Source organism: Variovorax sp. GrIS 2.14 (assembly GCF_046115955.1).
GTDB lineage: Bacteria > Pseudomonadota > Gammaproteobacteria > Burkholderiales > Burkholderiaceae_C > Variovorax.
Map to the genome: position 1 here is coordinate 290,248 of NZ_JBJXIA010000002.1, position 23,323 is coordinate 313,570.

Sequence of the window (23,323 nt, forward strand, 5' to 3'; positions counted from 1 at the left end):
ACCGGTGATGTAGGAGCGTGCCTACTGCCGCGCAGTGCGCGCATTGGCCGGCAAAGCCTGGGGCCAGCTGGTGCGAAACGGGTTGATGTCGAGCCCGCCGCGCCGCGTGTAGCGTGCATACACGGCGAGCTTGGTCGGGCGGCACTGCCGCAAGATGTCGGTGAACATGCGCTCGACGCATGGCTCGTGGAATTCGTTGTGATTGCGAAAGCTCACGATGTACGCGAGCAAGCCCGCCTGTTCGATCGGCGGCCCGCTGTACCGGATCTGCACGCTGCCCCAGTCGGGCTGGCCGGTGACCAGGCAGTTGCTTTTGAGCAAGCGGCTGGTGAGGGTTTCGGTCACTGCCATCTGCGTGACGTCGCTGGTGAGAAGCTCCGGCGCAGGCTGGTAGTGCGTGCACTCGATGTCGAGCCGGTCGAGGTTGAGGCCGTCGAGTTCATGCACCGGCTCGGTGTCGAACTGGTCGGGCACGATGAGCTTGACGCCGATGCCCTCGAGGCGATCGCTGCCGCGCCACAACGCTTCGGCGACGTCGGCACGCAGACGCTCGCGCACCGCGTCGGCCGTCGCGAAGGTGCTGCCATTGAAGCTGTTGAGATAGAGCTTGAACGACTTGCTCTCGATGATGTTGGGCGTTTCGCAGGGCACCGTGAAATGCACGATGGCGAGTTGCGGCTTGCCGCGCGGGTTGAGCCAGCTCAGCTCGAAGGCCGTCCACAGGTCGGCGCCGAAAAACGGCAATGCGCCGGGCTTGATGCCCATGGCTTCGCGCTGCGTCGCGCGCGAAATCGGGAACAGCTGCGTTGGGTCGTACTGGTCGACGTAGGCCGACGATTTCCCGAGTTGCGATTGAGCGGCGGTGTTGTCGATCGTCATGCTGCAGCCCTGCTGGTCTCGGTCGACTTCATGAACGGCACCATATGGTTCAGGAGGATCTGCTGCACCTCTGGCGGCAGGTCGTGGCCCATGCCCGGAACGGCCACGAACTTCGCGCCCGGAATGCGGCGTGCGGTGTCGACGCCGCAGGGCATCGGTACCAGCGCATCGGCATCGCCGTGCAGCACGAGGGTCGGCGACTTGATGCTCGGCAGCAGCTTCTCGCGGCCAGCATCGGCGCCGATCGCCAGCATCTGTCGCACCACGCCTTGCGGCCGGTAGGCGCGCCGGATGCCGGTCGCGATGCGATCGGCCAACACGGCATCTGGCTGCGGATAGGCGGGACTCGCAATGAGCTTGACGAGGCGCAGGCTGTAGCCAACCAGATCCGCCTCGGTCTTGCCGAGCGGCCGACGCAGCAGGGCCGCACCGACATCGCGCCGCGGACCCGGCAACCCGCGCGCGCCGCTGGAGCTCATGATGCTGATCAGGCTCCGCGTGCGCGAGGGCGCGATCGACGCCACGTGCTGCGCGATCATCCCGCCCATCGACGCGCCGACGATGTGCGCCCTGGCGATGCCGAGTGCGTCGAGTACGCCGATCGAATCGGCGGCCATGTCCTGCAGCTTGTATGCGGATTGGACCGGCAGGCCGAGGCGCTGCCGGATGGTTTGCCAAATCAGGTTGCCGTTGCCGGCCGACTCGAACCCCTGGCTCAGCCCGATGTCGCGGTTGTCGTGTCGCACCACGCGAAAGCCGGCATCCACCAGCCCCTGCACGAAGGGCTCCGGCCAGCCGATCAATTGCATGCCGAGGCCCATGATGAGCAAGACGACGGGACGATCGACATCGCCCTGGTTGCCGGTGTCGTCGACTTCGATGTTCAGTCCGTTGGCTGTCAGTTTCATTGGATGGTTTCAGGTGAATTCGCGTTCGCGCAACCATTTGGTCGCGACCCACTTTTCGCCCATCAACACCGGCGCGCCGCCGTGTAGCGTGCGGGTGGCGGGATCGGGACTGTCGTAGCTGAAGAAGACGCCGGTGCCGGGCAGCGGGGCCACTTCGAGGCCGACATCGGGAAAGGTGGTGGCGCCGCCCTGCTCCGGCGCCTGCAGATACATCAGCAGGGTACCGACGCGCTGGCCGCCGCGCCGAAGAATGGTCGGCGTGCCGGGCTCGGACGGATCGAAATAATCGTAGTGCGGCCGGTACTGCGCGCCCGGCGAATAGCGCAACACCTGCAGCCCTTCGCCGAATTCGAGCGGCCAGTGCAGCAACTTGGCAATGCGCTTTTCGAGCCGCGACACGATCTCGTTTTCGCCGCGCTCGAAGAACATGCCGTCGCTGGTGCGATCGACGTTCATCACTTCGCCGCCCGTCTGCGTCTCGACCGTGAGCGAGCGCACCAGCCGCACGCGAGCGATGGCGATGAGCGCGTCGCACTCTTCTTGCGACAGCAGATTGCCGAAGACGACCACGCGCGGGTGACGCATCGTCTGCATGATCTGCACTTGCCGGTCGCCAGCATCGACGTGGAGCGGCGAGCCTTCCAGATTCGGGCCGGGCAATGCTTTGGGTCGGTCTTCGCTCGCGCTGCGCTCGATGGGAGCGGCGCCGGCAAGCGCAAAGACCTCGGCCAGCGCAGCCTCGGCTGCATCGTCCTGCCAGCCGGCATCCCGCATCGAGATGCGCAACGCGGCCGGCGAATGGCCGATCGCGAGTTGGGCCACGACCCACGCGCGCAGTTCAGGACTGACCGGCTGGGTCACGCGGTCTTTCTGCGGAAAACGAGCCGCTCGGGCGACGATACGGCCGCGGCAAATGCATAACCTTCGAGATCGAACTTCTCCAACGCACGCGGCGTTGCGGCCTGGTGCAGGACCGCCCATCGCGCCATGAGGCCACGCGCCCGCTTGGCGAAGAAACTGATGATCTTGTACTTGTCGGCCTTCCATTCTTCGAAGACGCACTCGACCACGCGCGCTCTCAGCACACGCATATCGACCGACTTGAAGTACTCCTGAGACGCCAGGTTGACGACTACCGGCGTGTGGTCGGCCGCGAGCCGCTCGTTCAGATGGTCAGCGATACGCGGCCCCCAAAAGGCATACAGATCCTTGCCGTGTCGGTTGGCGAGTTGCGTGCCCATTTCAAGCCGATACGGCTGCAGCAGATCGAGCGGACGCAGCACGCCGTACAGCCCGCTCAGGATGCAGACGTGGTCTTGCGCCCAGGCCAGCTGCGCCGTGTTCATCGTGCTGGCGCCGAGACCGCCGTACACATCGCCGTCGAAGGCCAGCGCGGCCTGTTTGGCGTTCATCGGCGTGCTCTTGCTCGACCATGCGGTGTAGCGCGCCACGTTGAGTGCCGACAGGTTGTCGGAAAGGTGCATGAGCTCGGCGATCTGCTGCGGCGATTGGGTGCGCAGCAGCTTGATGAGCTCGACCGAAGGACCGCGCGGTCCTTCGAAATGCGGCAAGGTCGCGGGCACATCGGCCGGCACCGGCGTGACGTAGTCGAGCGACTTGGCAGGGGAGAGCAAAAACAGCATCGTTCAATTATCTGCGGCAGCGATGACCCGACGGGGCGCCGGTAAAATCGACGACCCATGAGCGAACTCTCCCCCATCGTCCAGCCCGGCCTCGACAGCCTTTCCAAATCCTTCGAACCCGCGGCCATGGAGGCCCATTGGGGGCCCGAGTGGGAGCGCCGCGGCTACGCCAAGGCGGGCTTTCGCGGCACGCAGCAGCCCAAGGCGGGCGCCGAGGCGTTCTCGATCCAGTTGCCGCCGCCGAACGTGACCGGCACGCTGCACATGGGACATGCGTTCAATCACACGATCATGGACAGCCTGGCGCGCTACCACCGCATGAAGGGCGACAACACCGTGTGGGTGCCAGGCACCGACCATGCCGGCATCGCCACGCAGATCGTGGTCGAGCGGCAATTACAGGAACAAAAGCAGAGCCGCCACGAACTGGGCCGCAAGAACTTCGTCGCGCGTGTGTGGGAGTGGAAGCAAAAGTCGGGCAACACCATCACCGAGCAGATGCGCCGCATGGGCGACTCGGTCGACTGGAGCCGCGAATACTTCACGATGGACGAGGGCCTCTCGACCACCGTCACGCAGACCTTCGTGCAGCTCTATGACGAAGGCCTGATCTACCGCGGCAAGCGCCTGGGCAACTGGGACCCGGTGCTGAAGACCTCGGTGAGCGATCTCGAAGTCGAGAGCGAAGAAGAAGACGGCTTTCTATGGCATATCGCCTACCCGCTCGAAGACGGCAACGGCACGCTGACGGTCGCTACCACGCGGCCTGAGACGATGCTCGGGGACACCGCGGTGATGGTCCATCCGGAAGACGAACGCTACAAGCATTTGATCGGCCAGCGCGTGAAGCTGCCGCTCGTGGACAAACTGATCCCGATCATCGGCGACGACTATGTCGACAGGGCCTTCGGTACCGGCGTAGTCAAGGTGACGCCCGCACACGACTACAACGACTATGCGGTCGGCCAGCGGCACAACCTGGATGTCATCAGCGTGCTGACGCTCGACGCCACCATCAACGACAACGCGCCCGAAAAGTACCGCGGCATGGACCGCTTCGTGGCGCGCAAGGCCGTAGTCGCCGACCTGGAAGCGCTCGGGTTGATGGTCGAGGTCAAGAAGCACAAGCTGATGGTGCCGCGCTGTGCCCGCAGTGGCGCCATCGTGGAGCCGATGCTCACCGACCAGTGGTACGTGGCAATGACCAAAGCCGGTGACAACGGCCGCTCGATCGCGCAGGAGGCCATCGACGTGGTGAAGTCGGGCGAAGTCCGCTTCATTCCCGAGAACTGGGTCAACACCTATGACCACTGGATGGAGAACATTCAGGACTGGACGATCTCGCGCCAGCTGTGGTGGGGCCACCAAATTCCAGCCTGGTACGACCAGGACGGCAATGTGTACGTGGCGCACGACGAGGCCGAAGCGCAAGCCAAGGCCGACAAGGTCGCGCCGGGCAAAACGCTCACGCGCGACGAAGACGTGCTCGACACCTGGTACTCGTCGGCGTTGCTGCCCTTCTCGACGATGGGCTGGCCCAACGTGCCCGACGCCACCGAAGCGCCGCTGGCCGACTACAACCTCTACCTGCCTTCAAGCGTGCTGGTCACGGGTTACGACATCATCTTTTTCTGGGTCGCCCGGATGATCATGATGACCAAGCACTTCACCGGCCGCGTTCCCTTCAAGGACGTGTACATCCACGGCGTCGTGCGCGATGCGCAGGGCAAGAAGATGAGCAAGTCGGAGGGCAATGTGCTCGACCCCGTCGACCTGATCGATGGCATCGCGCTGCCCGGTTTGCTCGACAAGCGCACGCAAGGCTTGCGCAAGCCCGAGACGGCACCGACGGTGCGCAAGAACACGCAAAAGGAATTTCCCGAAGGCATTCCGGCCTTCGGCGCCGACGCGTTGCGCTTCACCTTCGCGTCGCTTGCCTCGCTCGGCCGCAGCATCAACTTCGACAGCAAGCGCTGCGAGGGCTATCGCAACTTCTGCAACAAGCTCTGGAATGCCACCCGCTTCGTGCTGATGAACTGCGAGGGCCAGGACTGCGGCCTGATGGAGCACAGCAAGGAAGACTGCAAGGTCGGTGGGCCGGCACATGGCTACCTGAAGTTCAGCCGTGCCGACTTCTGGATCACGTCGCAACTGCAGCGGGTCGAGGCCGAGGTCGCCAAGGGCTTCGACGAATACCGGCTCGACAACGTCGCCGGCGCCATCTACCAGTTCGCCTGGGATGAGTTCTGCGACTGGTATCTGGAGATCGCCAAGGTGCAGATCCAGACCGGCACCGACGCACAAAAGCGCGCCACCCGCCGCACCTTGATCCGCACGCTCGAAACGCTGCTGCGACTCGCCCATCCGGTGATCCCCTTCATTACCGAGGCGCTCTGGCAGAAGGTCGCCGGCGTGGCCGGTCGCGAAGGCGAGTCGATCATGATCGCCGCCTACCCGGAGAGCCAGCCTGGAAAGATCGATCCTGCAGCCGAGGCGCACGTCGCAAGGCTGAAGGCGCTGGTCGATGCCTGCCGCACCTTGCGCGGCGAAATGAACGTGTCCCCTGCGACACGCCTGCCGCTTTATGCGGTGGCCGACGACGCCGAAGGCGCCGCCTTCCTGCGGGACTCGGCGGCAGTGCTGCAAGCGCTGGGCAAGCTCAAAGAGGTCAAGGTTTTCGACGACGAAGCAGCTTGGTCGGCAGCGGCCGACGCGGCCCCGGTGGCCGTTGTGGGGGCGGTGCGACTGTGCCTCCACATGGAAATTAACAAAGGTGAAGAAAAATCACGTATCGCCAAGGAGATCGCCCGGATCGAAGGCGAGATCGTCCGGGTGAATGGCAAGCTCGGCAATGAGGCGTTCGTTGCCAAGGCGCCGCCAGCAGTGATCGACCAGGAGCGAAAGCGGTTGGCCGATTTCAGCAGCACCATCGAAAGACTGCGTGACCAGGTTGTGCGCCTCGGCTGACAGACCGCCCGGCGCTCGCCATTTAGGCTTGGCCCGTGGCTGTTGCAGGCACGTGCGCGCCGGTTAGTCCCTTTCGGTCAGTCTTTCCCTTTCCACTTTCGAACCGACGTCCCATCTCATGTCCAATTCTTCGACCCGCATCCGTAAAGCTGTGTTCCCGGTCGCCGGCTTCGGCACCCGCTTTTTGCCGGCCACCAAGGCCCAGCCGAAAGAGATGTTGCCTGTGGTGGACAAGCCGTTGATCCAGTACGCGGTCGAAGAAGCCTACGCCGCTGGCATCCGGGACATGATTTTTGTGACGGGCCGCAACAAGCGCGCGATCGAAGACCATTACGACACGGCTTACGAGCTTGAAAGCCAGCTCGAAGCCAGCGGCAAGACCGAACTGCTGCGCATCGCGCGCTCGGTCATGCCGGACGACATGACCTGCTCGTACGTGCGCCAATCGCGCATGCTCGGCCTGGGCCACGCCGTGTTGTGCGCCGAGCACCTGGTGGGCGACGAGCCCTTCGCCGTGCTGTTGGCAGACGATTTGATGGTCGGCCCCAAAGACGGCGAGCCCGTGCTGGCCCAGATGACGAAGATGTTCGAGCGCCTCGGCGGCTCGCTGCTCGCGGTGCAAGAAGTGCCGCTCGACCAGGTCAAGCGCTACGGCATCGTGGCAGGTGATTCGGTTGAAGACGGTCTGGTCAAGGTCAACCGCATGGTCGAGAAGCCTAAGCCCGAAGAAGCGCCTTCGCGTCTCGGCGTGGCCGGCCGCTACATCTTGACGCCCGGCGTTTTCGCAGAGATTCGCCTGCAGCCCAAGGGGGCGGGTGGCGAGATCCAACTCACCGACGGCATCGCGGCGCTGATGAAGAAAGAGGCGGTCTACGCTTACTCGTACAAGGGCGTGCGATACGACTGCGGCAGCAAGGAAGGCTTTTTGCAAGCCACTGTCGAACTGGCGCTGGCGCACCCGGAAGTCGGCGCGTCGTTCCGCGAATACCTGAAGAGCCTCGCGCTCTGAGCTTCGAATCGGCGAGTTTCTACTTCGCCGGCTGAACCAGCGGCAGAACGAAGCGTGCGACCTCGTCGTCGCTGATCGGCGTCAGCGGCAGTTTGAATGCCTCGCGCAGTCGCGCCACAAGCGATTGCGCCCACAGCGCGTTGCACACCAACCCTGCATGGTCGTCTGCAAGCAATAAGTTGTGCGGGTCGTCTCCGATGGAGTTGGTCACAACGAAGCTTTTGCCGATGGTCACGGTCTTGAACGCCGGCTTGGGGGCGCCGCCTCGCGTACCCCACCGTTGCACCAGCCAGGCCGCATCGTCGAAGAACGCCGTGTTGGGCTCACTCTCCGCGAGCTTTCGGACTCCGGCGTTGAAACTGTCGAGCGCCTTCCAGATATTGTTTCGCTCGGCTTCCGAAACCCAATTGTTATTTTGTGCCGCGTCGTCCGCTTCGTTCGCGATGCCGGCCACCAGAATGAGCGTCTGCGGGTGCGATTCGTGGATGAGCTTGAGCGTCGCGCCGATCTGCTTGACGCAGCGCGAAGTCAGTTCCGCCAGCTTGGGCGAATTGGGCTCCCGCGACTGCAGGTCGAGCGAACTCGACCAGTCGTTCAGTCCCATGCGGATCAGGACAACGCCGCGCTTCCAGCGCTCAGGCTCTTTGTCCATCAAGGCAACCAGTCGCGGTGCCTGGCGGAATCGCCCATCCATCAAATTAGCGCAGCTCGCACCCGAGTTGGCGAAGTTGTAAAGAAAGTCTTCTTTCTTGGGGGCACGGCCGCCACTTAAACCCAGTGCCTCACGGCCGGTCGCGAGCAAGCCCGAACTGCCCCAGACAACCCATGGACCACTGTCGATTTCCTTGCCACGCAGCTTGTCGAGAACTTCGGTCCAATTGAAGGTTCGCGCATGAAAAGGGCCGCCGCGCTCGCCGGTGCCGGCAGGAAACGCAACGCGGTCCTGGAACGAGTGGCTGTTGGAATCGCCGATGACCGCAAATGGAATGGCGGTCGGCGACACCTTTCGGTTGAGTGCGTTGTCGGGCACGTCCTGGCTCCAGACATTGAAAGCCAGCATCAGGCCGGCCGTGACGAACGCGGCGAAGCCGACGCGACGAAAGCCGGTGCGCATGATCTTCAGCGCCGGCGAATGATGTGGATGAACTCGTCGCCGACCGTCTGCTGTTCGACGAGATCGTTACCCGTTTGCCGCGCAAAAGCCTGAAAGTCGCGCACCGAGCCCGCATCGGTCGCCACCACCTTCAGCAACTGGCCGCTGGCCATGTCGTTGAGCGACTTCTTGGCCTTGAGGATGGGCAGCGGGCAGTTCAGGCCGCGGGTGTCGAGCTCTTTGTGGATGTGCATCGCCGTCTTTCGAGTACGCTGGAAATAGTCTTGCGCGTTGGCACCGATTTTAGGCGGCAGGCGTGTCGGACGTTGCGGGCACTGCAAGTGCAGCCGCCGGCTTTGGCCAATCGACGAACTGCGGCTCGATGCCGCGCGTGCGCAGCCAGTCGGCCAATGCGTAGCCGGTGCCCGCGGGCCAGCAACGCAAATTCGGCAGATCGTAGAGCCGGTAGTCGACCAGTTCGGGCGACAACGACACCTCGCCATCGGCTACCGCGTGGTACGCGATGATGATCTGGTTCATGCGCTGGAAGTCGTACACGCCGACCAGATTGAGTTCGGTCGCGTCGAGGTTGGTCTCCTCCTTGATCTCGCGTGCGATGCCTTCTTTTGGCGTCTCGCCGGCTTCCATGAAGCCGGTGATGAGTGCGTACATCTTGCTGTTGGTCCAGGCCGCGTTGCGTGCCAGCAGCACCTGCCCACGGTATTCGATGATGGCCGCGAGCACGGGCGTCGGGTTGTTCCAGTGCGTGTGGCCGCAGTTGGGGCAACGCAGGCGCGACTTGGGCCCGCCGTCTTCGTTCAGTGCGATCCACTCGAGCGGTGTGGCGCAAACCTGGCAAAACTTGGGATCTGGCATGGGAACCTTAAGGAAGCGTCGGCGGACGCCTTAGGAGAGCTACGCGGGGAAAACGCCAGTCGACAGATACCTGTCACCGCGGTCGCAAACAATGAAAACGATGACAGCGTTCTCGACTTTTTTCGCGATGTCGAGCGCCACCCAAAGCGCGCCCGCCGCGGAGATGCCACCGAAAATACCCTCTTCGCGCGCCAGCCGCCGGCACATCTCTTCGGCGTTGTCCTGGCTCACATTGACGACGGTGTCGACCCGGCTCGGCTCATAGATCTTCGGCAGGTATTCCTCCGGCCATTTGCGAATGCCCGGAATACGCGAACCCTCGTCGGGTTGGGCGCCGATGATCTGCACGGCCGCGTTCTTTTCCTTCAGGAACCGCGAGACGCCGGTGATCGTGCCGGTCGTGCCCATGGCACTCACGAAGTGCGTCACTTCGCCGTCCGTATCGGCCCAGATCTCGGGCCCGGTGGTTTCGTAGTGGATGCGCGGGTTGTCCGGGTTGGAGAACTGGTTGAGCACACGCCCCTTGCCTTGCGCGACCATCTGGTCGGCCAGGTCGCGGGCGTATTCCATGCCGCCGCTCTTGGGCGTCAGCATGAGTTCAGCGCCGAAGGCTTTCATGGTCTGGGCGCGTTCGATGGAGAGGTCTTCCGGCATGATCAAAACCATGCGGTAACCCTTGATAGCCGCAGCCATTGCCAGCGCGATGCCCGTGTTGCCGGAGGTCGCTTCGATCAGCGTGTCGCCGGGCTTGATTTCACCGCGCTCCTCGGCGCGCTTGATCATCGAAAGCGCTGGCCGGTCTTTCACCGAGCCGGCCGGATTGTTGCCTTCCAGCTTGCCGAGAATCACGTTGTTGCGCTTGGCGTTTTCGGCTGCGTCGATGCGTTGCAATGCGACCAACGGCGTTTTACCGATGGCTTCTTCGATCGTCGGGTAATTCATACAAGACACTGTGCCATAATTTTGGGCTGCTCTCTTCCGTGCCCGGGTGGTGAAATTGGTAGACGCAGGGGACTCAAAATCCCCCGCCGAAAGGCGTGCCGGTTCGATTCCGGCCCCGGGCACCACGGATTTTCAAAGCTGTTAGATCGTCGTCCAGCCATTGGTCACCGCGATCTTCAGCAACTCGCTCGCCGAATCCACACCCAGCTTGCGCCGCAAGCTGAAACGATGCGTCTCCACCGTGCGCACGCTGATGTCCAGCTCCTTCGCCACCAGTTTGTTGCTGCGCCCATGCGCCAGCAGCAGCAGCACCTCGTGTTCACGAGCGGTGAGCTGCGGCGTCGTGTTGCCGAACTGCAGCATCAGGTCGGACACCTGCGCGCTGAAGTAACTGCCTCCGGCACACACCGCGCTGATGGCGCTCAGGATTTCTTCTGTCGGCGACTCCTTGAGCACGTAGCCCCGCGCGCCTGCGCGGATGGCGCTCAGCACGTACTCGCGGTTGTCGTACATGCTCAGCATCAACACCAGCACCTCGGGGTGACGCGTGCGCAGCAACGTCGCCAGCTCGATGCCGTTCATGCCGCGCATGCCGACATCGATCAGCATCAGGTCGGGCGGATCGGCGGCGGCCAGCGCCAATGCTTCGGCGCCACTCGCCGCTTCACCGATCACCCGGAGATGCGGCACCACGGCCAGCCGCGCACGCAGTCCGTCGCGCACGAGGGAATGGTCATCGACGATCACGAGGCGGATCGGCGCAGGCTCGTCGCTCATACGGCTCACATGGGGCAAAGGGCTCGTGCCGCCGATGTCGTTCGGGCCGGTCATGCGGGCACCGCCAATGGAAAGCTCGCAATCAGCGATGTGCGGCCCGGCTGCGAGATGAGCTGAAAGCTCCCGCCGTTGCGCTCCACTCGCTCGCGCATATTCGTGAGCCCGATGCCGCGGTCCTTGCTGTGCTCGACGTTCTGCACATCGAAGCCGCGTCCGTCGTCGGTGATTCGAAGCTCGAGCCGGTCGTGTGCATCGTCCAGCCGAATGTCGATGTGACTGGCCCCGGCGTGACGTTCCACGTTGCGCAACGCCTCCTGCGCAACACGAAACAGGCTCACGGCCTGCAGCTCGGGAAGCCGTTCTTCATGCACATGCGGCGACACGGTCACCGTCAGGCCACTTCGCTGCGCGAGCTCGTTGCCGATGTGCTCCAGCGCCGCAGGCAATCCCAGGTCGTCGAGCAAGGCGGGCCGCAAGTCGTGCGAGATCCGCCGGACCTCGCCGATGGCTTGCGATAGCGCCCCAATCTCCTTGTCGATCGCAGTCACCGGAGCGTTGCCCGGATACGCCAGCCGATGCCCGACCAGCTCGAACTGGTATTTGATCGAGACCAGCAGCTGACAGATGTGGTCGTGCAACTCGCGCGACACCCGGGCGCGTTCGTCTTCCTGGGAGCTCACCACGCGATGGGCCAGCGCCTTCAACTTGCGGTCGGCCTGGCGCTGCTCGCTGATGTTGAGCGCCAGCCCTCCGGCGAACACGCCGATGGCCGCGATCATCGCCACCGTCGCCAGGCCGAGAAGCGTTTGCCGGACGCTGGCCAGCAGACTCCCTCGCAGCTTGGCGGCGGCGGCATCCACGTCATCAAGGTAGATACCGGTGCCGAGCATCCAGCCCCATCGCGGGAGCTCGACCGAATATCCGAGCTTGCGTTCGATACGGCCGGTCGAAGGCTTCGGCCACAGATAGCGCTGGTAGCCCCCGCCCTCGTGAGCCCGTGCGATCAGCTCGCGGATCATGTAGGTGCCCTCGGTATCGCGACGGTTCCAAAGGTTCTGGCCAACGAGGTCCGGCTGGCGCGGATGAACCAGCGTCAGGCCCTCGCGGTCGTACACATAGAAGTAGCCGTCATCGCCGAAGTTCATGTTCGCGAGGATGGCCTTGACCTGCTCCTTGGCGGCCTCGTCGTCGCGCCCCGCGCCGTAGAGGTTGTCGATGGAAGTGAGCGCCAGCGCGATGTAGCTGCGGAGCTCTTCGCGCTTGGCGCTGAGCAATACATCTTCGAGCACCTGAGCCTGACGTTGCTCAAGTCGCTGGGTCTCGATCACCAGCAACCCGCCGATCGCAGCGATGGCAAAGAGAAGTGGCGCCACTGCGAGCAACAGGATCTTGGCCTTCGGTTTCATGGCTGTGATTGTGCGATGCAGCCGCCGCTTCAGGCACTCACCAAGGCGACTTGGCGTTTTCCCTTAGGCAGTACTACCGAGAGCATCCCCGCACTCATGCGAATACAAAAAGAATCAGGGCCGCCCAATAATTGCGCCGCTCAAAACCGTTATCGCTACCGCAACCGCAACCGCGAACCGTTCATCACCACTTCAGGAGACATGACTTGACCCGCTTCCCGAAAAAAATTGCCACTGCCATCGCGCTGGCAGCCCTCACCACTTTCGCCATGGCAGCCGATCCGATCAAGATCGGCGTCGACGGTCCGTTCACCGGCGGCTCATCGTCAATGGGCGTCAGCATGCGCGACGGTGTACGGCTCGCCGCAGCTGAAATCAACAAGGCCGGCGGCGTGCTCGGTCGCCAGATCGAACTGGTCGAACGCGACGACGAAGCCAAGAACGAACGTGGCGTGCAAATCGCCCAGGAGTTCATCAACAAGGAAAAGGTGACTGCGGTCGTCGGCTACATCAACACCGGTGTGGCTTTGGCCTCGCAACGCTTCTTCCAGGACGCGAAGATCCCCGTTCTGAACAACGTGGCGACCGGTTCGATCATCACCAAGCAGTTCGACAAAGACCCTGAAAACTACGTGTTCCGCAACGCTGCGCACGACAGCATTCAGGCGCCGATGATCGTGGAAGAAGCCATCACCCGCCGCGGCTTCAAGAAGGTCGCCATCCTGGCCGACTCCACCAACTACGGCCAGCTCGGCCGGGAAGACCTGGAGAAGGCGCTGAAGGCCAAGGGCATCACCCCGGTCGCCGTCGAGAAATTCAACATCAAGGACGTCGACATGACGGCCCAGTTGCTCAAGGCCAAGGAAGCCGGCGCCGAGGCCATACTGACCTACGGCATCGGCCCCGAGCTGGCGCAGATTGCCAACGGCATGACCAAGCTGGGCTGGAAAGTGCCGATGGTCGGCAGCTGGACGCTGGCGATGGCCAACTTCATCGACAACGCCGGCCCCGGCGGTGACGGTGCGCGCATGCCGCAAACCTTCATCCAGGAACCGACCACTCCAAAGCGCAAGGCCTTCATCGACAACTTCGTGACGACCTTCAAGCCGAAGAACAACCGGATGGATTCGCCGGTGTCGGCCGCCCAAGGCTACGACTCTATCTACCTGTTGGCCGCCGCCATCAAGCAGGCCGACAGCACCGAAGGCCCGAAGGTCAAGGCCGCGCTGGAAGACCTGAAGACGCCGGTCGAAGGCGTGGTGACGACGTACACCAAGCCGTTCAGCAAGGACGACCATGACGCCATCACCTCGAACATTCCGGTGTTCGGTGAAGTCAAGGGCGGCCGCGTGGTGTTCGCCAACGCCGAAGACCAGAAGTCGGCCGGCACCGTCCGACTGAAAAAGTAAAGCGCCTCGCGCCGAGCGCCGCCCCGGGGTCCAGCCCCGCGGCGGCGCGTTTTTCGTTTAACCAAAGAGCCGTCATGCAAATCCTGACCCAACTCATCTTCAGCGGCATCGCGCTGGGCATGATCTACGCCGTCATCGCGTTCGGTTATCAACTCACCTTCGCGACATCCGACACGTTGAACTTCGGGCAGGGCGATGCGCTCATGCTGGGCGCACTGGTCGGCCTCACGCTGGTCGGCCTGGGCGTCAACTACTGGCTGATGATCCCGATCGTTTGCGTGTTCGGTGCCTTTCAGGGCGCCGTGGTAGAACGCATCGGCGTCCGGCCGGCCATCAAGATCAAGTCGGAGTTCGGCTGGATCATGTCGACCATCGCGCTCGGCATCATCTTCAAGAACGTGGCTGAAAACGTGTGGGGCCGCGACGACCTCAAGTTCCCGTCGCCGTTGCCTGAATCGCCGCTGCACTTCCTCGGCGCCAACGTTCTGCCGATGGAAATCCTGGTGGTCGGCGGCGCGCTGCTCATGATGCTGGCGGTCGAGTTCTTCAACCGCAAGACGATCTACGGCAAAGCGGTGGTCGCGACCTTCAACGACCGCGACGCGGCGAAGTTGATGGGCATCAACACCGGGCTCGTCATCACCTTTTCTTATGCGCTGTCGTCGATGACGGCAGCCTTTGCCGGCGTGCTGATCGCACCCTTGACGCTCACCGGCGCCACCATGGGCGCCGTGCTCGGGCTCAAGGCCTTCGCCGTCGCCATCATCGGCGGGCTGACCAGCGGCATGGGCATCGTGGTCGGCGGAATCATCCTTGGCATCGCCGAGACCACCACCGGTTTCTACCTGAGCACCGGCTACAAGGACGTGCCGGGCCTGGTGCTGCTGCTCATCGTGCTCGCGGTGCGCCCGGCCGGCCTCTTCGGCAAGACCGCGATCAAGAAGGTCTGAGAACCGACAGCATGAAAAAGCAACATTTCCTCCTTTACGTCATCGGCTTCGCCGCGCTGATGCTGTTCCCGATCGGCATCGACAACCCCTACTACATCCACTTGCTCGAAACCATCATGATCTATGCGATCGTGCTGTTCGGGCTGGACATCGTGGTCGGCTACACGGGCCAGGTTTCCCTCGGCCACGCAGGTCTCTTCGGCCTCGGTGCCTACACTGCCGGCGTGCTGGTCATGAAGCTCACCGCGCCGATCTGGATCACCATTCCAGCCGCCGTGCTTTTCACTGCCGGCTTCGGCGCCTTGCTCGCATTGCCCGCGCTCCGCGTGTCCGGGCCTTACCTCGCGATGGTCACGCTGGCCTTCGGCACCATCATCCAGATCCTCATCAACGAGATGAGCTTTCTGACCGAAGGCCCGATGGGCATCAAGCTGAACAAGCCAACGCTCTTCGGCCATCGGCTCGACGAACGCGAGTACTACTGGCTGGTGGCGGTGCTCATGGTGCTGGCGCTGATCGTGGTGCATCGCATCCTGCGCTCGCACCTGGGCCGCGCCTTCGAAGCGTTGCGCGGCAGCCCTGTCGCCTCGGATTGCATGGGTGTTTCGGTGTACCGCTACAAGGTTTATGCGTTCGTCATCAGCGCCGGTTTCGCGGGACTGGCCGGGTCGCTCTATGCGTACTCCGAGCAATACATCTCGCCCAACTCGTACAACTTCGAACTCACCGTGCTGTTCCTGCTGGCCGTGATCATGGGTGGGCGCAAGAGCCGCATCGGCTCGCTGGTGGGCGCCGCCATCATCGTTCTGCTGCCCAAGTTGCTGGACGACATCGCGATGTTCCGATACGTGTCGGTCGGACTGGCGGTCATGGTGCTGGCGGTCGCTGTCGTCGCGGTACGGCGCGGCAAGTCGACGCCCGCGCAGATGGCCATTCCGGTGGTCGGCACCATCGCGCTGGCGGCCCTGTCGTTCTGGTTGCAGACCATGACCGACTGGCGTCTGTCGATCTTCGGGATCATCACCCTCTTCGTTGTGTATTACCTGCAAGACGGCATCGTCGGCTTCGTGCGCACCGCCCTCAATCTGAAGCGCCCCAAAGCGCGCTCGGATATCACCGGCGACGTGCAGTTCACACCGGTCGACGCGGTTTCGCAGGCGGCTGGCGGCACCGGCAGCGCCGAAGTGCTGAACGCGACCGGCGTGCTGATGCAGTTCGGTGGCCTCAAGGCACTCAACAACGTCGACTTGAGCATCAAGCGCGGCACCATCCACGGCCTGATCGGCCCCAACGGTTCGGGCAAGAGCACGATGATGAACGTGCTCACGGGCATCTACGTGCCGACCGCGGGCGCCATTTCTTTCGCCGGCCGCTCGCTGGTCGGCCGCACCTCGTCGGACATCGCCTTGTCGGGCATCGCACGGACCTTTCAGAACGTGCAATTGTTCGGCGAAATGACGGCACAGCAGAACGTGCAGGTCGGCCTTCACCACACATTCGAGAGCAACCTGATCGACGTATCGATTCACACACCGCGTTACCGGCGCGAGAGCGTGGCATCGATCGAGCGGGCGCTCGGCTTGCTGCGCTTCGTCGGGCTCGAAGAGCTGTCGCAGGAAGAGGCGCGCAACCTGCCCTATGGCAAGCAGCGGCTGCTGGAGATCGCACGCGCGCTGGCGCTCGACCCGCAACTGCTGCTGCTCGACGAGCCGGCCGCAGGCCTCACGGCACCGGACATCAAGGAACTCATCACGATCATCCGCAAGATCCGCGACCACGGCGTGACCGTGATCCTGATCGAGCACCACATGGACGTGGTCATGAGCATGTGCGACACCGTGTCGGTGCTCGACTTCGGTCAGAAAATCGCCGAGGGCGAACCCGCTGCGGTGCAAGCCGACGAAAAAGTCATCGAGGCTTACCTCGGCGGGCAAGCCTCCGACGAAGCGCAACCCGCCTGAGGCAGCGAGAGAACAACATGCTCACTATCCAGAATCTCTTCGCCGGCTACGGCAAGGTACAGGTGCTGCAAGGCATCTCGATCGAAGTGCCCAAAGGCAAGGTCGTCACGCTGATCGGCTCGAATGGCGCCGGCAAGACGACGACGATGCGCGCCGTGTCCGGAATGATCTCGCCGACCGCCGGCGAGATCACGCTGAACGGCAAGCGTATCGACGGGCTCGAGTCGTATCACATCGCCAAGCTGGGCCTCGCCCATTCACCCGAAGGCCGCCGCGTCTTCGCGACGATGACGGTGACCGACAACCTCATCCTCGGAGCCTTTCCACGGCTGACTGGCAGCCGGCCCAAGGGCGACGTCAACGCCGACCTGGAACGTGCGCTGGAGCTGTTTCCGCGGCTGAAAGAACGGCGTATGCAACTTGCGGGCACCTTGTCGGGCGGCGAGCAGCAGATGCTGGCGATGGCGCGCGCGATCATGCTGAACCCTGAAGTCGTGTTGCTCGACGAGCCTTCGATGGGTCTCGCGCCGATCCTGGTCGAAGAAGTTTTTCGCATCATCGCGCGCCTGAAGAGCGAAGGCGTGACGATGCTATTGGTCGAGCAATTCGCCGCCGCCGCTTTGAAGGTAGCCGACTACGGCTACGTTCTGGAGAACGGCCGCATTTCGGTACACGGGCCGGCCGAGAAGCTGCGCGACGATCCGGCGGTGAAGGCGGCTTATCTGGGCGGCGGGCACTAGGCACACGGGGCCCATGAGCCTGCCTGGCCAGGGTCAGCCGGCGGGCGACTGCAAGCCAGTCGTCACCGTCGGATGCTGCAATCGCACGCGCAGTTCGCGCTTCATGCGCGTGTTGTCGAGTCGGCGTGATTCGGCCATGAAGCTAAGTAGCGACAACGGCAATTCGGCCTTCGCATCTTCACGCGTGATGCGTCGCGGACGCGGCAAGCCGTACAGGTCTGCTGCCAGGTCGAAGTAGTCACCCATCTTGATGTCACTGTCGTCACTGGCATTGAACACGCGCTGCGTGCCGCCACGCCACAGCGCCACCACGCAGGCCCGCGCCAGATCGTCGGCATGGATGTGATTCGTATAGACGTCGTCTTCACTGCGCAACACAGGCGTGCCTTTGCGGAGGCGCTCGCGCGGCGTGCCGCCTTCGCGGTCGGGCGCGTAGATGCCGGGGATGCGCAGGATACGCACTGCCACGCCGGCGCGGCCGAGCCATCGCACCGAACGCTCGGCATCGACACGGCGGTGCGCGCGGGGCGTGTGCGGGCTTGCCGCGCGTGTCTCACTCACCAGCGCACCAGCGCAATCGCCGTAGACGCCGCTGGTCGAGCCGTAGACGAGTGCATCGGGCAACGAGCGCAGGCGCAGTGCTCGCGCGAGCGCGGCGGTGCGAGCGTCACGCCACCATGCCGCGCCCTCGACGTTAGCCGGTGGCGCCAGATGCAGCACGCGCGTCGCGATGCCGGCAAGACGCCCCAGCGAGCTCGGCACATCGAGATTGGCGACCAGCGGCGTGATCCCGGCTGCGCGCAATGCAGGCACCCTGTCGGGGGAAGAAGTCAGCGCGACCAGCTGCACCCGGCCGCGCAAGGCAAGTGCGGCACGCATCCCGACATCGCCGCAGCCGACGATGAGTACCCTTGCTCGCCGAAAGCGCGCAGGCCGCGCGCCAATGGGACTGTTGATTGAAGGCAAAATCCGTGTCCCTCCCAGAGATTGACCGAAGAATACCCATGACCAGCGCCGCGCCGCACGAAGCGGGCTTTTCCATCAGCATCGAACCGAGCGGCAGAAGCTTTGTCGTGCAACCCGACGAAACCATTCTCGCGGCAGGCATCCGCCAGGGCATCGGCCTGCCCTACGGCTGCAAGGACGGCGCCTGCGGCTCGTGCAAGTGCAAGAAACTGTCCGGCGAAGTCATGCTCGGGACGCATCAAAGCAAGGCGCTGAGCGCGGAAGAAGAACTTGCCGGCTACGTCCTGACCTGCTGCGCGCGCCCGCAGAGCGACGTCGTTCTCGAATCGCGCCAGGTGACCGAGGCCGGCGCTTTCCCGATCCGCAAGATGCCGGCGCGCGTGGCGGCCCTGGTCAAGAAATCGCACGACGTCGTGATGCTGCGGCTGCAGCTGCCGGCCGGCGAGCCGCTGCAGTTTCATGCCGGCCAGTACGTCGAGTTCATCCTGCGTGATGGCGCGCGGCGGAGCTATTCGATGGCCAACGCGCCGCATACGTTGGCTGAGCCGGGCACCGGCATCGAACTGCACATTCGGCACTTGCCCGGCGGCAAGTTCACCGACCACGTGTTCGGCGCGATGAAAGAGAAAGAGATTCTTCGCATCGAAGGCCCGTACGGCAGCTTCTTTTTGCGCGAAGACTCGGACAAACCGATCGTGCTGCTCGCCTCGGGCACAGGTTTTGCACCGATCAAGGCACTGCTGGAGCATATGAAGTTCAAGGCCATCGACCGCGCTGCGATCTTGTACTGGGGCGGCCGCCGGCCCGAGGATTTGTACATGGACGAATGGGTGCGGGCACAGCTCGCCGGAATGCCCAACCTGCGCTACGTGCCTGTCATCTCCAACGCCGTGCCCGATGACAACTGGACCGGTCGAACCGGCTTCGTGCATCAGGCCGTGCTCGAGGACTTCGCAGACCTTTCGGGCTATCAGGTGTACGCCTGTGGCGCGCCCATCGTGGTGGACTCGGCCAAGCGCGATTACATGGCGCTGGGTGGACTGCCCGAAGAGGAGTTCTTCGCAGACGCCTTCACGACAGAGGCGGACAAGGCAATTCCCTGACGCCATGGCCATGAACAAACGCACCTTTCTTGTCTTGCTGGCGCTCAGCGCTGCCGTGGTCCAAGCGCCAGCGCAGGCGCAATCAAACAGCCGTCCGATTCGTCTCGTCGTGCCTTACGCAGCCGGCGGCCCGATCGACGTCACCGCGCGCATCCTGGCCGAGCGCGTCAAAGACGTGCTCGGGCCGGTCATCATCGACAACAAGCCCGGTGCGGGCGGCAACATCGGTGCCGACATCGTCGCCAAAGCGCCACCGGACGGGCTGACGATCGGCATCGCGGCGACGGCAACCAACGCTGTCAACCCCTGGCTCTACAGCAAGATGCCGTTCAACGCGGCAACCGACTTCGCGCCCATCACGCAGATGGTCCGCGTGCCCAATGTGCTGGTGATGAACGCGGCGGCCGCGGAGCGCCTGAAGATCAACACGGTGGCCGACCTGATTCGCTACGCCAAGGCCAACCCGGCCAAGCTCAACTACGGCAGCGGCGGCAACGGCAGCGCCGGCCATCTGGCGGGCGAGCTGTTCAAGAAAGAAGCCGGCATCTTCGCCGTGCACATTCCGTACAACGGCGGCAGCCCCGCACAGCTGGCGCTGGTCTCGGGCCAGGTCGATTTCAACTTCGACAACCTTGCGACCGCAGCGCCGAACATCCGGTCCGGCAAGCTGAAGGCGATCGCGGTCACCACGCTGCAACGCAGCCCTTCGTTGCCCGATGTCCCGCCAGTCGCCGACACGCTCAAAGGCTTTTCGGTCGATACTTGGTGGGGCCTGGTCGCGCCGGCGGGTACGCCGCCCGACGTGATCGCCAAGCTGAACAAGGCCTTCGTCGATGCGCTCAATGCGCCGGAAACAAAGACGCGTTTTGCATCGCTGCTGGCCGAACCTGTCCCGACCACGCCGGATCAGTTCGGCGCGTTCATGAAAAGTGAGATGGCCAAGTACGAGAAAGTCGTCAAGGCCACGGGCGCAAAGGTGGACTAAGCAGTTGCTCGCCGACTATTCCCCAAGATAGGCGGCGCGGACTTTCGGATCGCTCAGCATCACCTTGGCATCGCCGAACATGGAGATCAGCCCCGACTCCATCACATAGCCACGGTCGGCGAGTTGCAGCGCGCGGTTTGCGTTCTGCTCGACCAGCAAGATGGTCACGCCCTGCGACGCTACCGTTTGCACGACCTCGAAAATCTTGTCGCACATTATCGGCGACAGGCCCATCGTCGGCTCGTCGAGCAACAACACCTTGGGGCGCGCCATCAAGGCACGTCCCATGGCAAGCATCTGCTGCTCGCCACCCGACATGGTGCCGGCCAGTTGCGTCGCGCGCTCCTTCAAGCGGGGGAAGGTGGTGAAGACGCGGTCGATGTCGTTACCGATCTCGACCTTGTCGGTGCGAATGTAAGCACCGATCTGCAGGTTCTCGGTGATGGTCATGCGCGTGAACACGCCACGGCCTTCTGGCACCATGACCAGGCCCTCCTTGACAAGATCCCAGGCGCCGCGGCCCTTGATGTTCTTGCCCAGGAATTCGATGGTCCCGCCGAGGTGCGGCAAGGTGCCGGTGATGGCTTTCATCGTTGTCGTCTTGCCGGCGCCGTTGGAGCCGATCAACGAAACAAGCTCGCCTTCGAGCACTTCGAAGTCGATGCCCTTCACCGCCTGGATGCCGCCATACGCGACCTTGAGTCCGCTCACCTTCAATAGAGTTTGTGCCACGGTCAATGTCCTCCGGTGCCGAGATAAGCCTCGATCACCTTTTCATTTTTCTGTACGTCGGCGGGCACGCCTTCGGCGATCTGTTTGCCGTAGTCGAGCACCGTTACGCGGTCGCACAAACCCATGATCAGCTTCACGTCGTGTTCGATGATGAGCACCGTGCGGTTGTCCTTGCGGATGCGGTCGATGAGTTCGCGCAATTGCATCTTCTCGGTGGCGTTCATGCCCGCCGCCGGCTCGTCGAGCGCGATGAGTTTCGGGTCTGTCGCCAGAGCACGCGCGATTTCGAGCCGGCGCTGGTCGCCATAGCTCAGGGTGCGCGCCTTGAAGTCCGCGTACTTGCCAACGCCGACGTAGTCGAGCAGTTCCATCGCGCGCTTGGCGATCGCCGCTTCTTCCGACTTGAACTTGCCGGTCCGAAAGATCGCACCGAACACGCCAGATTGCGTTCGAACATGGCGCCCGACCATCACGTTTTCGAGCGCAGTCATCTCAGAGAAGAGCCTGATGTTCTGGAACGTGCGGGCGATGCCGGCTTGCGCCACCTCATGCACCGCCGTGGGTTGGTACGGCTTGCCCCCGAGTTCGAAGCTGCCGCTGTCGGGCGTGTAGAGCCCGGTGATCACGTTGAAGAAGGTCGTCTTGCCGGCGCCGTTGGGGCCGATCAGGCCGTACACCTGGCCCTGCTTGATGGTGATGCCCACGTCCGACAGCGCCTGCAAGCCGCCGAAACGTTTGGAGATGCCGCGCACCTCGAGAATGGTTTCAGTCATGTGCTGGCTCGTTCAAGGATTGATCGACATCGGACGCGCGGCACCGCCGGGCACTTCATCGGATGGTGCCTCGAGGCCCGAGCCGTGCTGCTGGATCGATCCATCGATCGGCACCGGGCTGCCCTTGGCCGACGCGAGCGACTTGCCGTGGTCTGGCGATGGCCACAACCCACGCGGCCGTACCAGCATGATGATGATCATGGCAAGCGCGATAAAGAGCTGGCGCAGGATGGATGCATCGAGTCGGCCGTCGGTCAGCGCCTGGAGCGGACCCGCCACGTAGCGCAGCACCTCGGGCAGCGTCGCCAACAATACCGCGCCGAGGATCACGCCCGGCAAATGGCCGATGCCACCCAGCACGACCATCGCGACGATCATCACCGACTCATTCAGATTGAAAGACTCCGGCGTGATGGCGCTCTGGAACGAGGCGAACATGGCGCCCGACACGCCGCCAAAGCTGGCGCCCATGCCGAAGGCCAGCAGCTTCATGTTGCGGGTGTTGATGCCCATCGCCTTGGCGGCGATTTCGTCCTCCCGAATCGCCATCCAGCCACGCCCGACTCGCGAGTTCTGCAGGCGGTGCGAGATGACGAGCGTGATCAGCACGAAGACCAGAAACAGGTAGTAATACAGCGTGACCGAAGACAGCGTGTAACCACCGATGGTCAAAGGCTTGCCCAGATTGAGCCCGAAAAAATGCACCGAATCGATCCCGTCGATGCCTTTGGCGCCGTTGGTGATGTTGGCCGGATGGTCCAGCGTGTTCATGAACACTCGAATGATTTCACCGAAGCCCAGCGTCACGATGGCCAGATAGTCACCGCGCAGTTTGAGCGTGGGCGCGCCGAGCAGCACACCAAAAACTCCAGCGAGACCCAGCGCCAGCGGAATCACCAACAGCAGCGGCGTGTGCAGCCCCCCCGGAAACATCGCGGCGATGGCCGGGAAGTTATCGGTCAACTGCGAGGAATTGAGCAACGCGTACATGTACGCGCCGATCGCATAGAAGGCCACATAGCCCAGGTCGAGCAGACCGGCGTAACCGACCACGATGTTCAAGCCCAGCGCCAACAGGCAATAGAGCAAAGCGGTGTCGGCGATGCGCACCCAGGCATTGCCGAACTGCTGCAGGATATGCGGCAGCACGATGAGGGCAATGGCCGCGAGGATGAAGAGAACGATGCTTTTTTTCTTTTGCATG

Annotated in this window: 22 protein-coding genes and 1 tRNA gene; 9 read left to right on the plus strand and 14 right to left on the minus strand. The window is 63.3% G+C overall.

Annotation, left to right across the window (positions count from 1 at the left end; translation table 11 throughout):
• Positions 1 to 21: 21 nt before the first annotated feature.
• From queF to yaaA, 4 genes are read right to left on the minus strand one after another with little or no spacing between them, the layout of a single operon-like run.
• Positions 22 to 879: an NADPH-dependent 7-cyano-7-deazaguanine reductase QueF gene (gene queF / locus RCH10_RS05145; protein ID WP_409051552.1), complete on the minus strand. Its 858-nt coding sequence runs from the start codon at positions 877 to 879 to the stop codon at positions 22 to 24.
• A complete protein-coding gene (locus RCH10_RS05150; RefSeq protein WP_409051553.1) occupies positions 876 to 1,787 on the minus strand; it encodes an alpha/beta fold hydrolase in 912 nt (303 codons plus the stop codon). Before RCH10_RS05150 ends, queF begins: the two co-directional genes overlap by 4 nt.
• A gap of 9 nt (positions 1,788 to 1,796) precedes the next feature.
• Positions 1,797 to 2,648, minus strand: a complete 852-nt coding sequence (locus RCH10_RS05155; protein ID WP_409051554.1) for a 2OG-Fe(II) oxygenase — start codon at positions 2,646 to 2,648, stop codon at positions 1,797 to 1,799.
• Positions 2,645 to 3,430, minus strand: coding sequence for a peroxide stress protein YaaA (yaaA, locus tag RCH10_RS05160; protein WP_409051555.1), 786 nt, complete (start codon positions 3,428 to 3,430; stop codon positions 2,645 to 2,647). Before yaaA ends, RCH10_RS05155 begins: the two co-directional genes overlap by 4 nt.
• 57 nt (positions 3,431 to 3,487) lie before the next feature.
• Between yaaA and RCH10_RS05165 the strand changes: the two genes are divergently transcribed.
• Both RCH10_RS05165 and galU read left to right on the plus strand, forming a co-directional pair.
• Positions 3,488 to 6,397: a valine--tRNA ligase gene (locus RCH10_RS05165; RefSeq protein WP_409051556.1), complete on the plus strand. Its 2,910-nt coding sequence runs from the start codon at positions 3,488 to 3,490 to the stop codon at positions 6,395 to 6,397.
• 118 nt (positions 6,398 to 6,515) lie between these two features.
• Complete coding sequence (gene galU, locus RCH10_RS05170; RefSeq protein WP_409051557.1) at positions 6,516 to 7,406, plus strand: UTP--glucose-1-phosphate uridylyltransferase GalU; 891 nt, start codon at positions 6,516 to 6,518, stop codon at positions 7,404 to 7,406.
• Between the two features lie 19 nt (positions 7,407 to 7,425).
• Here galU and RCH10_RS05175 read toward each other — a convergent pair whose 3' ends face one another.
• From RCH10_RS05175 to cysM, 4 genes are read right to left on the minus strand one after another with little or no spacing between them, the layout of a single operon-like run.
• Positions 7,426 to 8,520: an SGNH/GDSL hydrolase family protein gene (locus RCH10_RS05175; RefSeq protein WP_409051558.1), complete on the minus strand. Its 1,095-nt coding sequence runs from the start codon at positions 8,518 to 8,520 to the stop codon at positions 7,426 to 7,428.
• A gap of 5 nt (positions 8,521 to 8,525) precedes the next feature.
• Positions 8,526 to 8,753, minus strand: a complete 228-nt coding sequence (locus tag RCH10_RS05180; protein ID WP_323497628.1) for a sulfurtransferase TusA family protein — start codon at positions 8,751 to 8,753, stop codon at positions 8,526 to 8,528.
• A gap of 49 nt (positions 8,754 to 8,802) precedes the next feature.
• The gene (locus RCH10_RS05185) at positions 8,803 to 9,375 is read right to left on the minus strand and encodes an NUDIX domain-containing protein (RefSeq protein ID WP_409051559.1); all 573 of its coding nucleotides are present in this window, start codon (positions 9,373 to 9,375) and stop codon (positions 8,803 to 8,805) included.
• A 39-nt stretch (positions 9,376 to 9,414) separates the two neighbouring features.
• Complete coding sequence (gene cysM, locus RCH10_RS05190) at positions 9,415 to 10,317, minus strand: cysteine synthase CysM (RefSeq protein ID WP_323497630.1); 903 nt, start codon at positions 10,315 to 10,317, stop codon at positions 9,415 to 9,417.
• Between the two features lie 40 nt (positions 10,318 to 10,357).
• On the opposite strand from cysM, the gene RCH10_RS05195 reads away from it, so the two are divergent.
• A tRNA-Leu gene (locus tag RCH10_RS05195) sits at positions 10,358 to 10,442 on the plus strand.
• A gap of 16 nt (positions 10,443 to 10,458) precedes the next feature.
• Here RCH10_RS05195 and RCH10_RS05200 read toward each other — a convergent pair.
• Positions 10,459 to 11,094, minus strand: a complete 636-nt coding sequence (locus tag RCH10_RS05200) for a response regulator transcription factor (protein WP_323497692.1) — start codon at positions 11,092 to 11,094, stop codon at positions 10,459 to 10,461.
• 50 nt (positions 11,095 to 11,144) lie between these two features.
• Positions 11,145 to 12,500, minus strand: coding sequence for a cache domain-containing protein (locus RCH10_RS05205; protein WP_409051560.1), 1,356 nt, complete (start codon positions 12,498 to 12,500; stop codon positions 11,145 to 11,147).
• 269 nt (positions 12,501 to 12,769) lie between these two features.
• Between RCH10_RS05205 and RCH10_RS05210 the strand changes: the two genes are divergently transcribed.
• The 4 genes from RCH10_RS05210 (at position 12,770) to RCH10_RS05225 (ending at position 17,560) form a co-directional block, all read left to right on the plus strand.
• Complete coding sequence (locus RCH10_RS05210) at positions 12,770 to 13,909, plus strand: ABC transporter substrate-binding protein (RefSeq protein WP_409051697.1); 1,140 nt, start codon at positions 12,770 to 12,772, stop codon at positions 13,907 to 13,909.
• 74 nt (positions 13,910 to 13,983) lie between these two features.
• Positions 13,984 to 14,859: a branched-chain amino acid ABC transporter permease gene (locus RCH10_RS05215; protein WP_323497633.1), complete on the plus strand. Its 876-nt coding sequence runs from the start codon at positions 13,984 to 13,986 to the stop codon at positions 14,857 to 14,859.
• 11 nt (positions 14,860 to 14,870) lie between these two features.
• Positions 14,871 to 16,820 carry an ABC transporter permease subunit gene (locus RCH10_RS05220; RefSeq protein ID WP_409051561.1) on the plus strand — a complete coding sequence of 650 codons (1,950 nt, stop codon included), beginning with the start codon at positions 14,871 to 14,873 and terminating at the stop codon, positions 16,818 to 16,820.
• A gap of 17 nt (positions 16,821 to 16,837) precedes the next feature.
• Positions 16,838 to 17,560 carry an ABC transporter ATP-binding protein gene (locus RCH10_RS05225; RefSeq protein WP_409051562.1) on the plus strand — a complete coding sequence of 241 codons (723 nt, stop codon included), beginning with the start codon at positions 16,838 to 16,840 and terminating at the stop codon, positions 17,558 to 17,560.
• Between the two features lie 33 nt (positions 17,561 to 17,593).
• Here the strand turns inward: RCH10_RS05225 and RCH10_RS05230 are convergent, their stop codons facing one another.
• Positions 17,594 to 18,526 carry an NAD-dependent epimerase/dehydratase family protein gene (locus RCH10_RS05230; RefSeq protein ID WP_409051563.1) on the minus strand — a complete coding sequence of 311 codons (933 nt, stop codon included), beginning with the start codon at positions 18,524 to 18,526 and terminating at the stop codon, positions 17,594 to 17,596.
• 38 nt (positions 18,527 to 18,564) lie between these two features.
• On the opposite strand from RCH10_RS05230, the gene RCH10_RS05235 reads away from it, so the two are divergent.
• Both RCH10_RS05235 and RCH10_RS05240 read left to right on the plus strand, forming a co-directional pair.
• Positions 18,565 to 19,629: a CDP-6-deoxy-delta-3,4-glucoseen reductase gene (locus RCH10_RS05235; protein WP_409051564.1), complete on the plus strand. Its 1,065-nt coding sequence runs from the start codon at positions 18,565 to 18,567 to the stop codon at positions 19,627 to 19,629.
• A gap of 10 nt (positions 19,630 to 19,639) precedes the next feature.
• Positions 19,640 to 20,614 (plus strand): Bug family tripartite tricarboxylate transporter substrate binding protein, encoded by a 975-nt coding sequence (locus RCH10_RS05240; RefSeq protein ID WP_409051565.1) that lies wholly within the window; start codon positions 19,640 to 19,642, stop codon positions 20,612 to 20,614.
• A 15-nt stretch (positions 20,615 to 20,629) separates the two neighbouring features.
• On the opposite strand, the gene RCH10_RS05245 is transcribed toward RCH10_RS05240, so the two are convergent.
• The 3 genes from RCH10_RS05245 to RCH10_RS05255 are packed head-to-tail and all read right to left on the minus strand — an operon-like array spanning position 20,630 to position 23,322.
• Entirely contained in the window at positions 20,630 to 21,346 is a 717-nt protein-coding gene (locus tag RCH10_RS05245; RefSeq protein ID WP_187052823.1) for an ABC transporter ATP-binding protein, read from the minus strand.
• A 2-nt stretch (positions 21,347 to 21,348) separates the two neighbouring features.
• A complete protein-coding gene (locus tag RCH10_RS05250; RefSeq protein WP_409051566.1) occupies positions 21,349 to 22,119 on the minus strand; it encodes an ABC transporter ATP-binding protein in 771 nt (256 codons plus the stop codon).
• A 12-nt stretch (positions 22,120 to 22,131) separates the two neighbouring features.
• Positions 22,132 to 23,322 (minus strand): branched-chain amino acid ABC transporter permease, encoded by a 1,191-nt coding sequence (locus RCH10_RS05255; protein ID WP_409051567.1) that lies wholly within the window; start codon positions 23,320 to 23,322, stop codon positions 22,132 to 22,134.
• Position 23,323 lies beyond the last annotated feature (1 nt).

Coding starts and splice junctions, on each gene's coding strand:
- queF (WP_409051552.1), bottom strand. CDS start 879: ATGACGATCGACAACACCGCCGCTCAATCGCAACTCGGGAAATCGTCG.
- RCH10_RS05150 (WP_409051553.1), bottom strand. CDS start 1,787: ATGAAACTGACAGCCAACGGACTGAACATCGAAGTCGACGACACCGGC.
- yaaA (WP_409051555.1), bottom strand. CDS start 3,430: ATGCTGTTTTTGCTCTCCCCTGCCAAGTCGCTCGACTACGTCACGCCG.
- RCH10_RS05165 (WP_409051556.1), top strand. CDS start 3,488: ATGAGCGAACTCTCCCCCATCGTCCAGCCCGGCCTCGACAGCCTTTCC.
- galU (WP_409051557.1), top strand. CDS start 6,516: ATGTCCAATTCTTCGACCCGCATCCGTAAAGCTGTGTTCCCGGTCGCC.
- RCH10_RS05175 (WP_409051558.1), bottom strand. CDS start 8,520: ATGCGCACCGGCTTTCGTCGCGTCGGCTTCGCCGCGTTCGTCACGGCC.
- RCH10_RS05180 (WP_323497628.1), bottom strand. CDS start 8,753: ATGCACATCCACAAAGAGCTCGACACCCGCGGCCTGAACTGCCCGCTG.
- RCH10_RS05185 (WP_409051559.1), bottom strand. CDS start 9,375: ATGCCAGATCCCAAGTTTTGCCAGGTTTGCGCCACACCGCTCGAGTGG.
- cysM (WP_323497630.1), bottom strand. CDS start 10,317: ATGAATTACCCGACGATCGAAGAAGCCATCGGTAAAACGCCGTTGGTC.
- RCH10_RS05200 (WP_323497692.1), bottom strand. CDS start 11,094: ATGAGCGACGAGCCTGCGCCGATCCGCCTCGTGATCGTCGATGACCAT.
- RCH10_RS05205 (WP_409051560.1), bottom strand. CDS start 12,500: ATGAAACCGAAGGCCAAGATCCTGTTGCTCGCAGTGGCGCCACTTCTC.
- RCH10_RS05210 (WP_409051697.1), top strand. CDS start 12,770: ATGGCAGCCGATCCGATCAAGATCGGCGTCGACGGTCCGTTCACCGGC.
- RCH10_RS05215 (WP_323497633.1), top strand. CDS start 13,984: ATGCAAATCCTGACCCAACTCATCTTCAGCGGCATCGCGCTGGGCATG.
- RCH10_RS05220 (WP_409051561.1), top strand. CDS start 14,871: ATGAAAAAGCAACATTTCCTCCTTTACGTCATCGGCTTCGCCGCGCTG.
- RCH10_RS05225 (WP_409051562.1), top strand. CDS start 16,838: ATGCTCACTATCCAGAATCTCTTCGCCGGCTACGGCAAGGTACAGGTG.
- RCH10_RS05235 (WP_409051564.1), top strand. CDS start 18,565: ATGACCAGCGCCGCGCCGCACGAAGCGGGCTTTTCCATCAGCATCGAA.
- RCH10_RS05240 (WP_409051565.1), top strand. CDS start 19,640: ATGAACAAACGCACCTTTCTTGTCTTGCTGGCGCTCAGCGCTGCCGTG.
- RCH10_RS05250 (WP_409051566.1), bottom strand. CDS start 22,119: ATGACTGAAACCATTCTCGAGGTGCGCGGCATCTCCAAACGTTTCGGC.
- RCH10_RS05255 (WP_409051567.1), bottom strand. CDS start 23,322: ATGCAAAAGAAAAAAAGCATCGTTCTCTTCATCCTCGCGGCCATTGCC.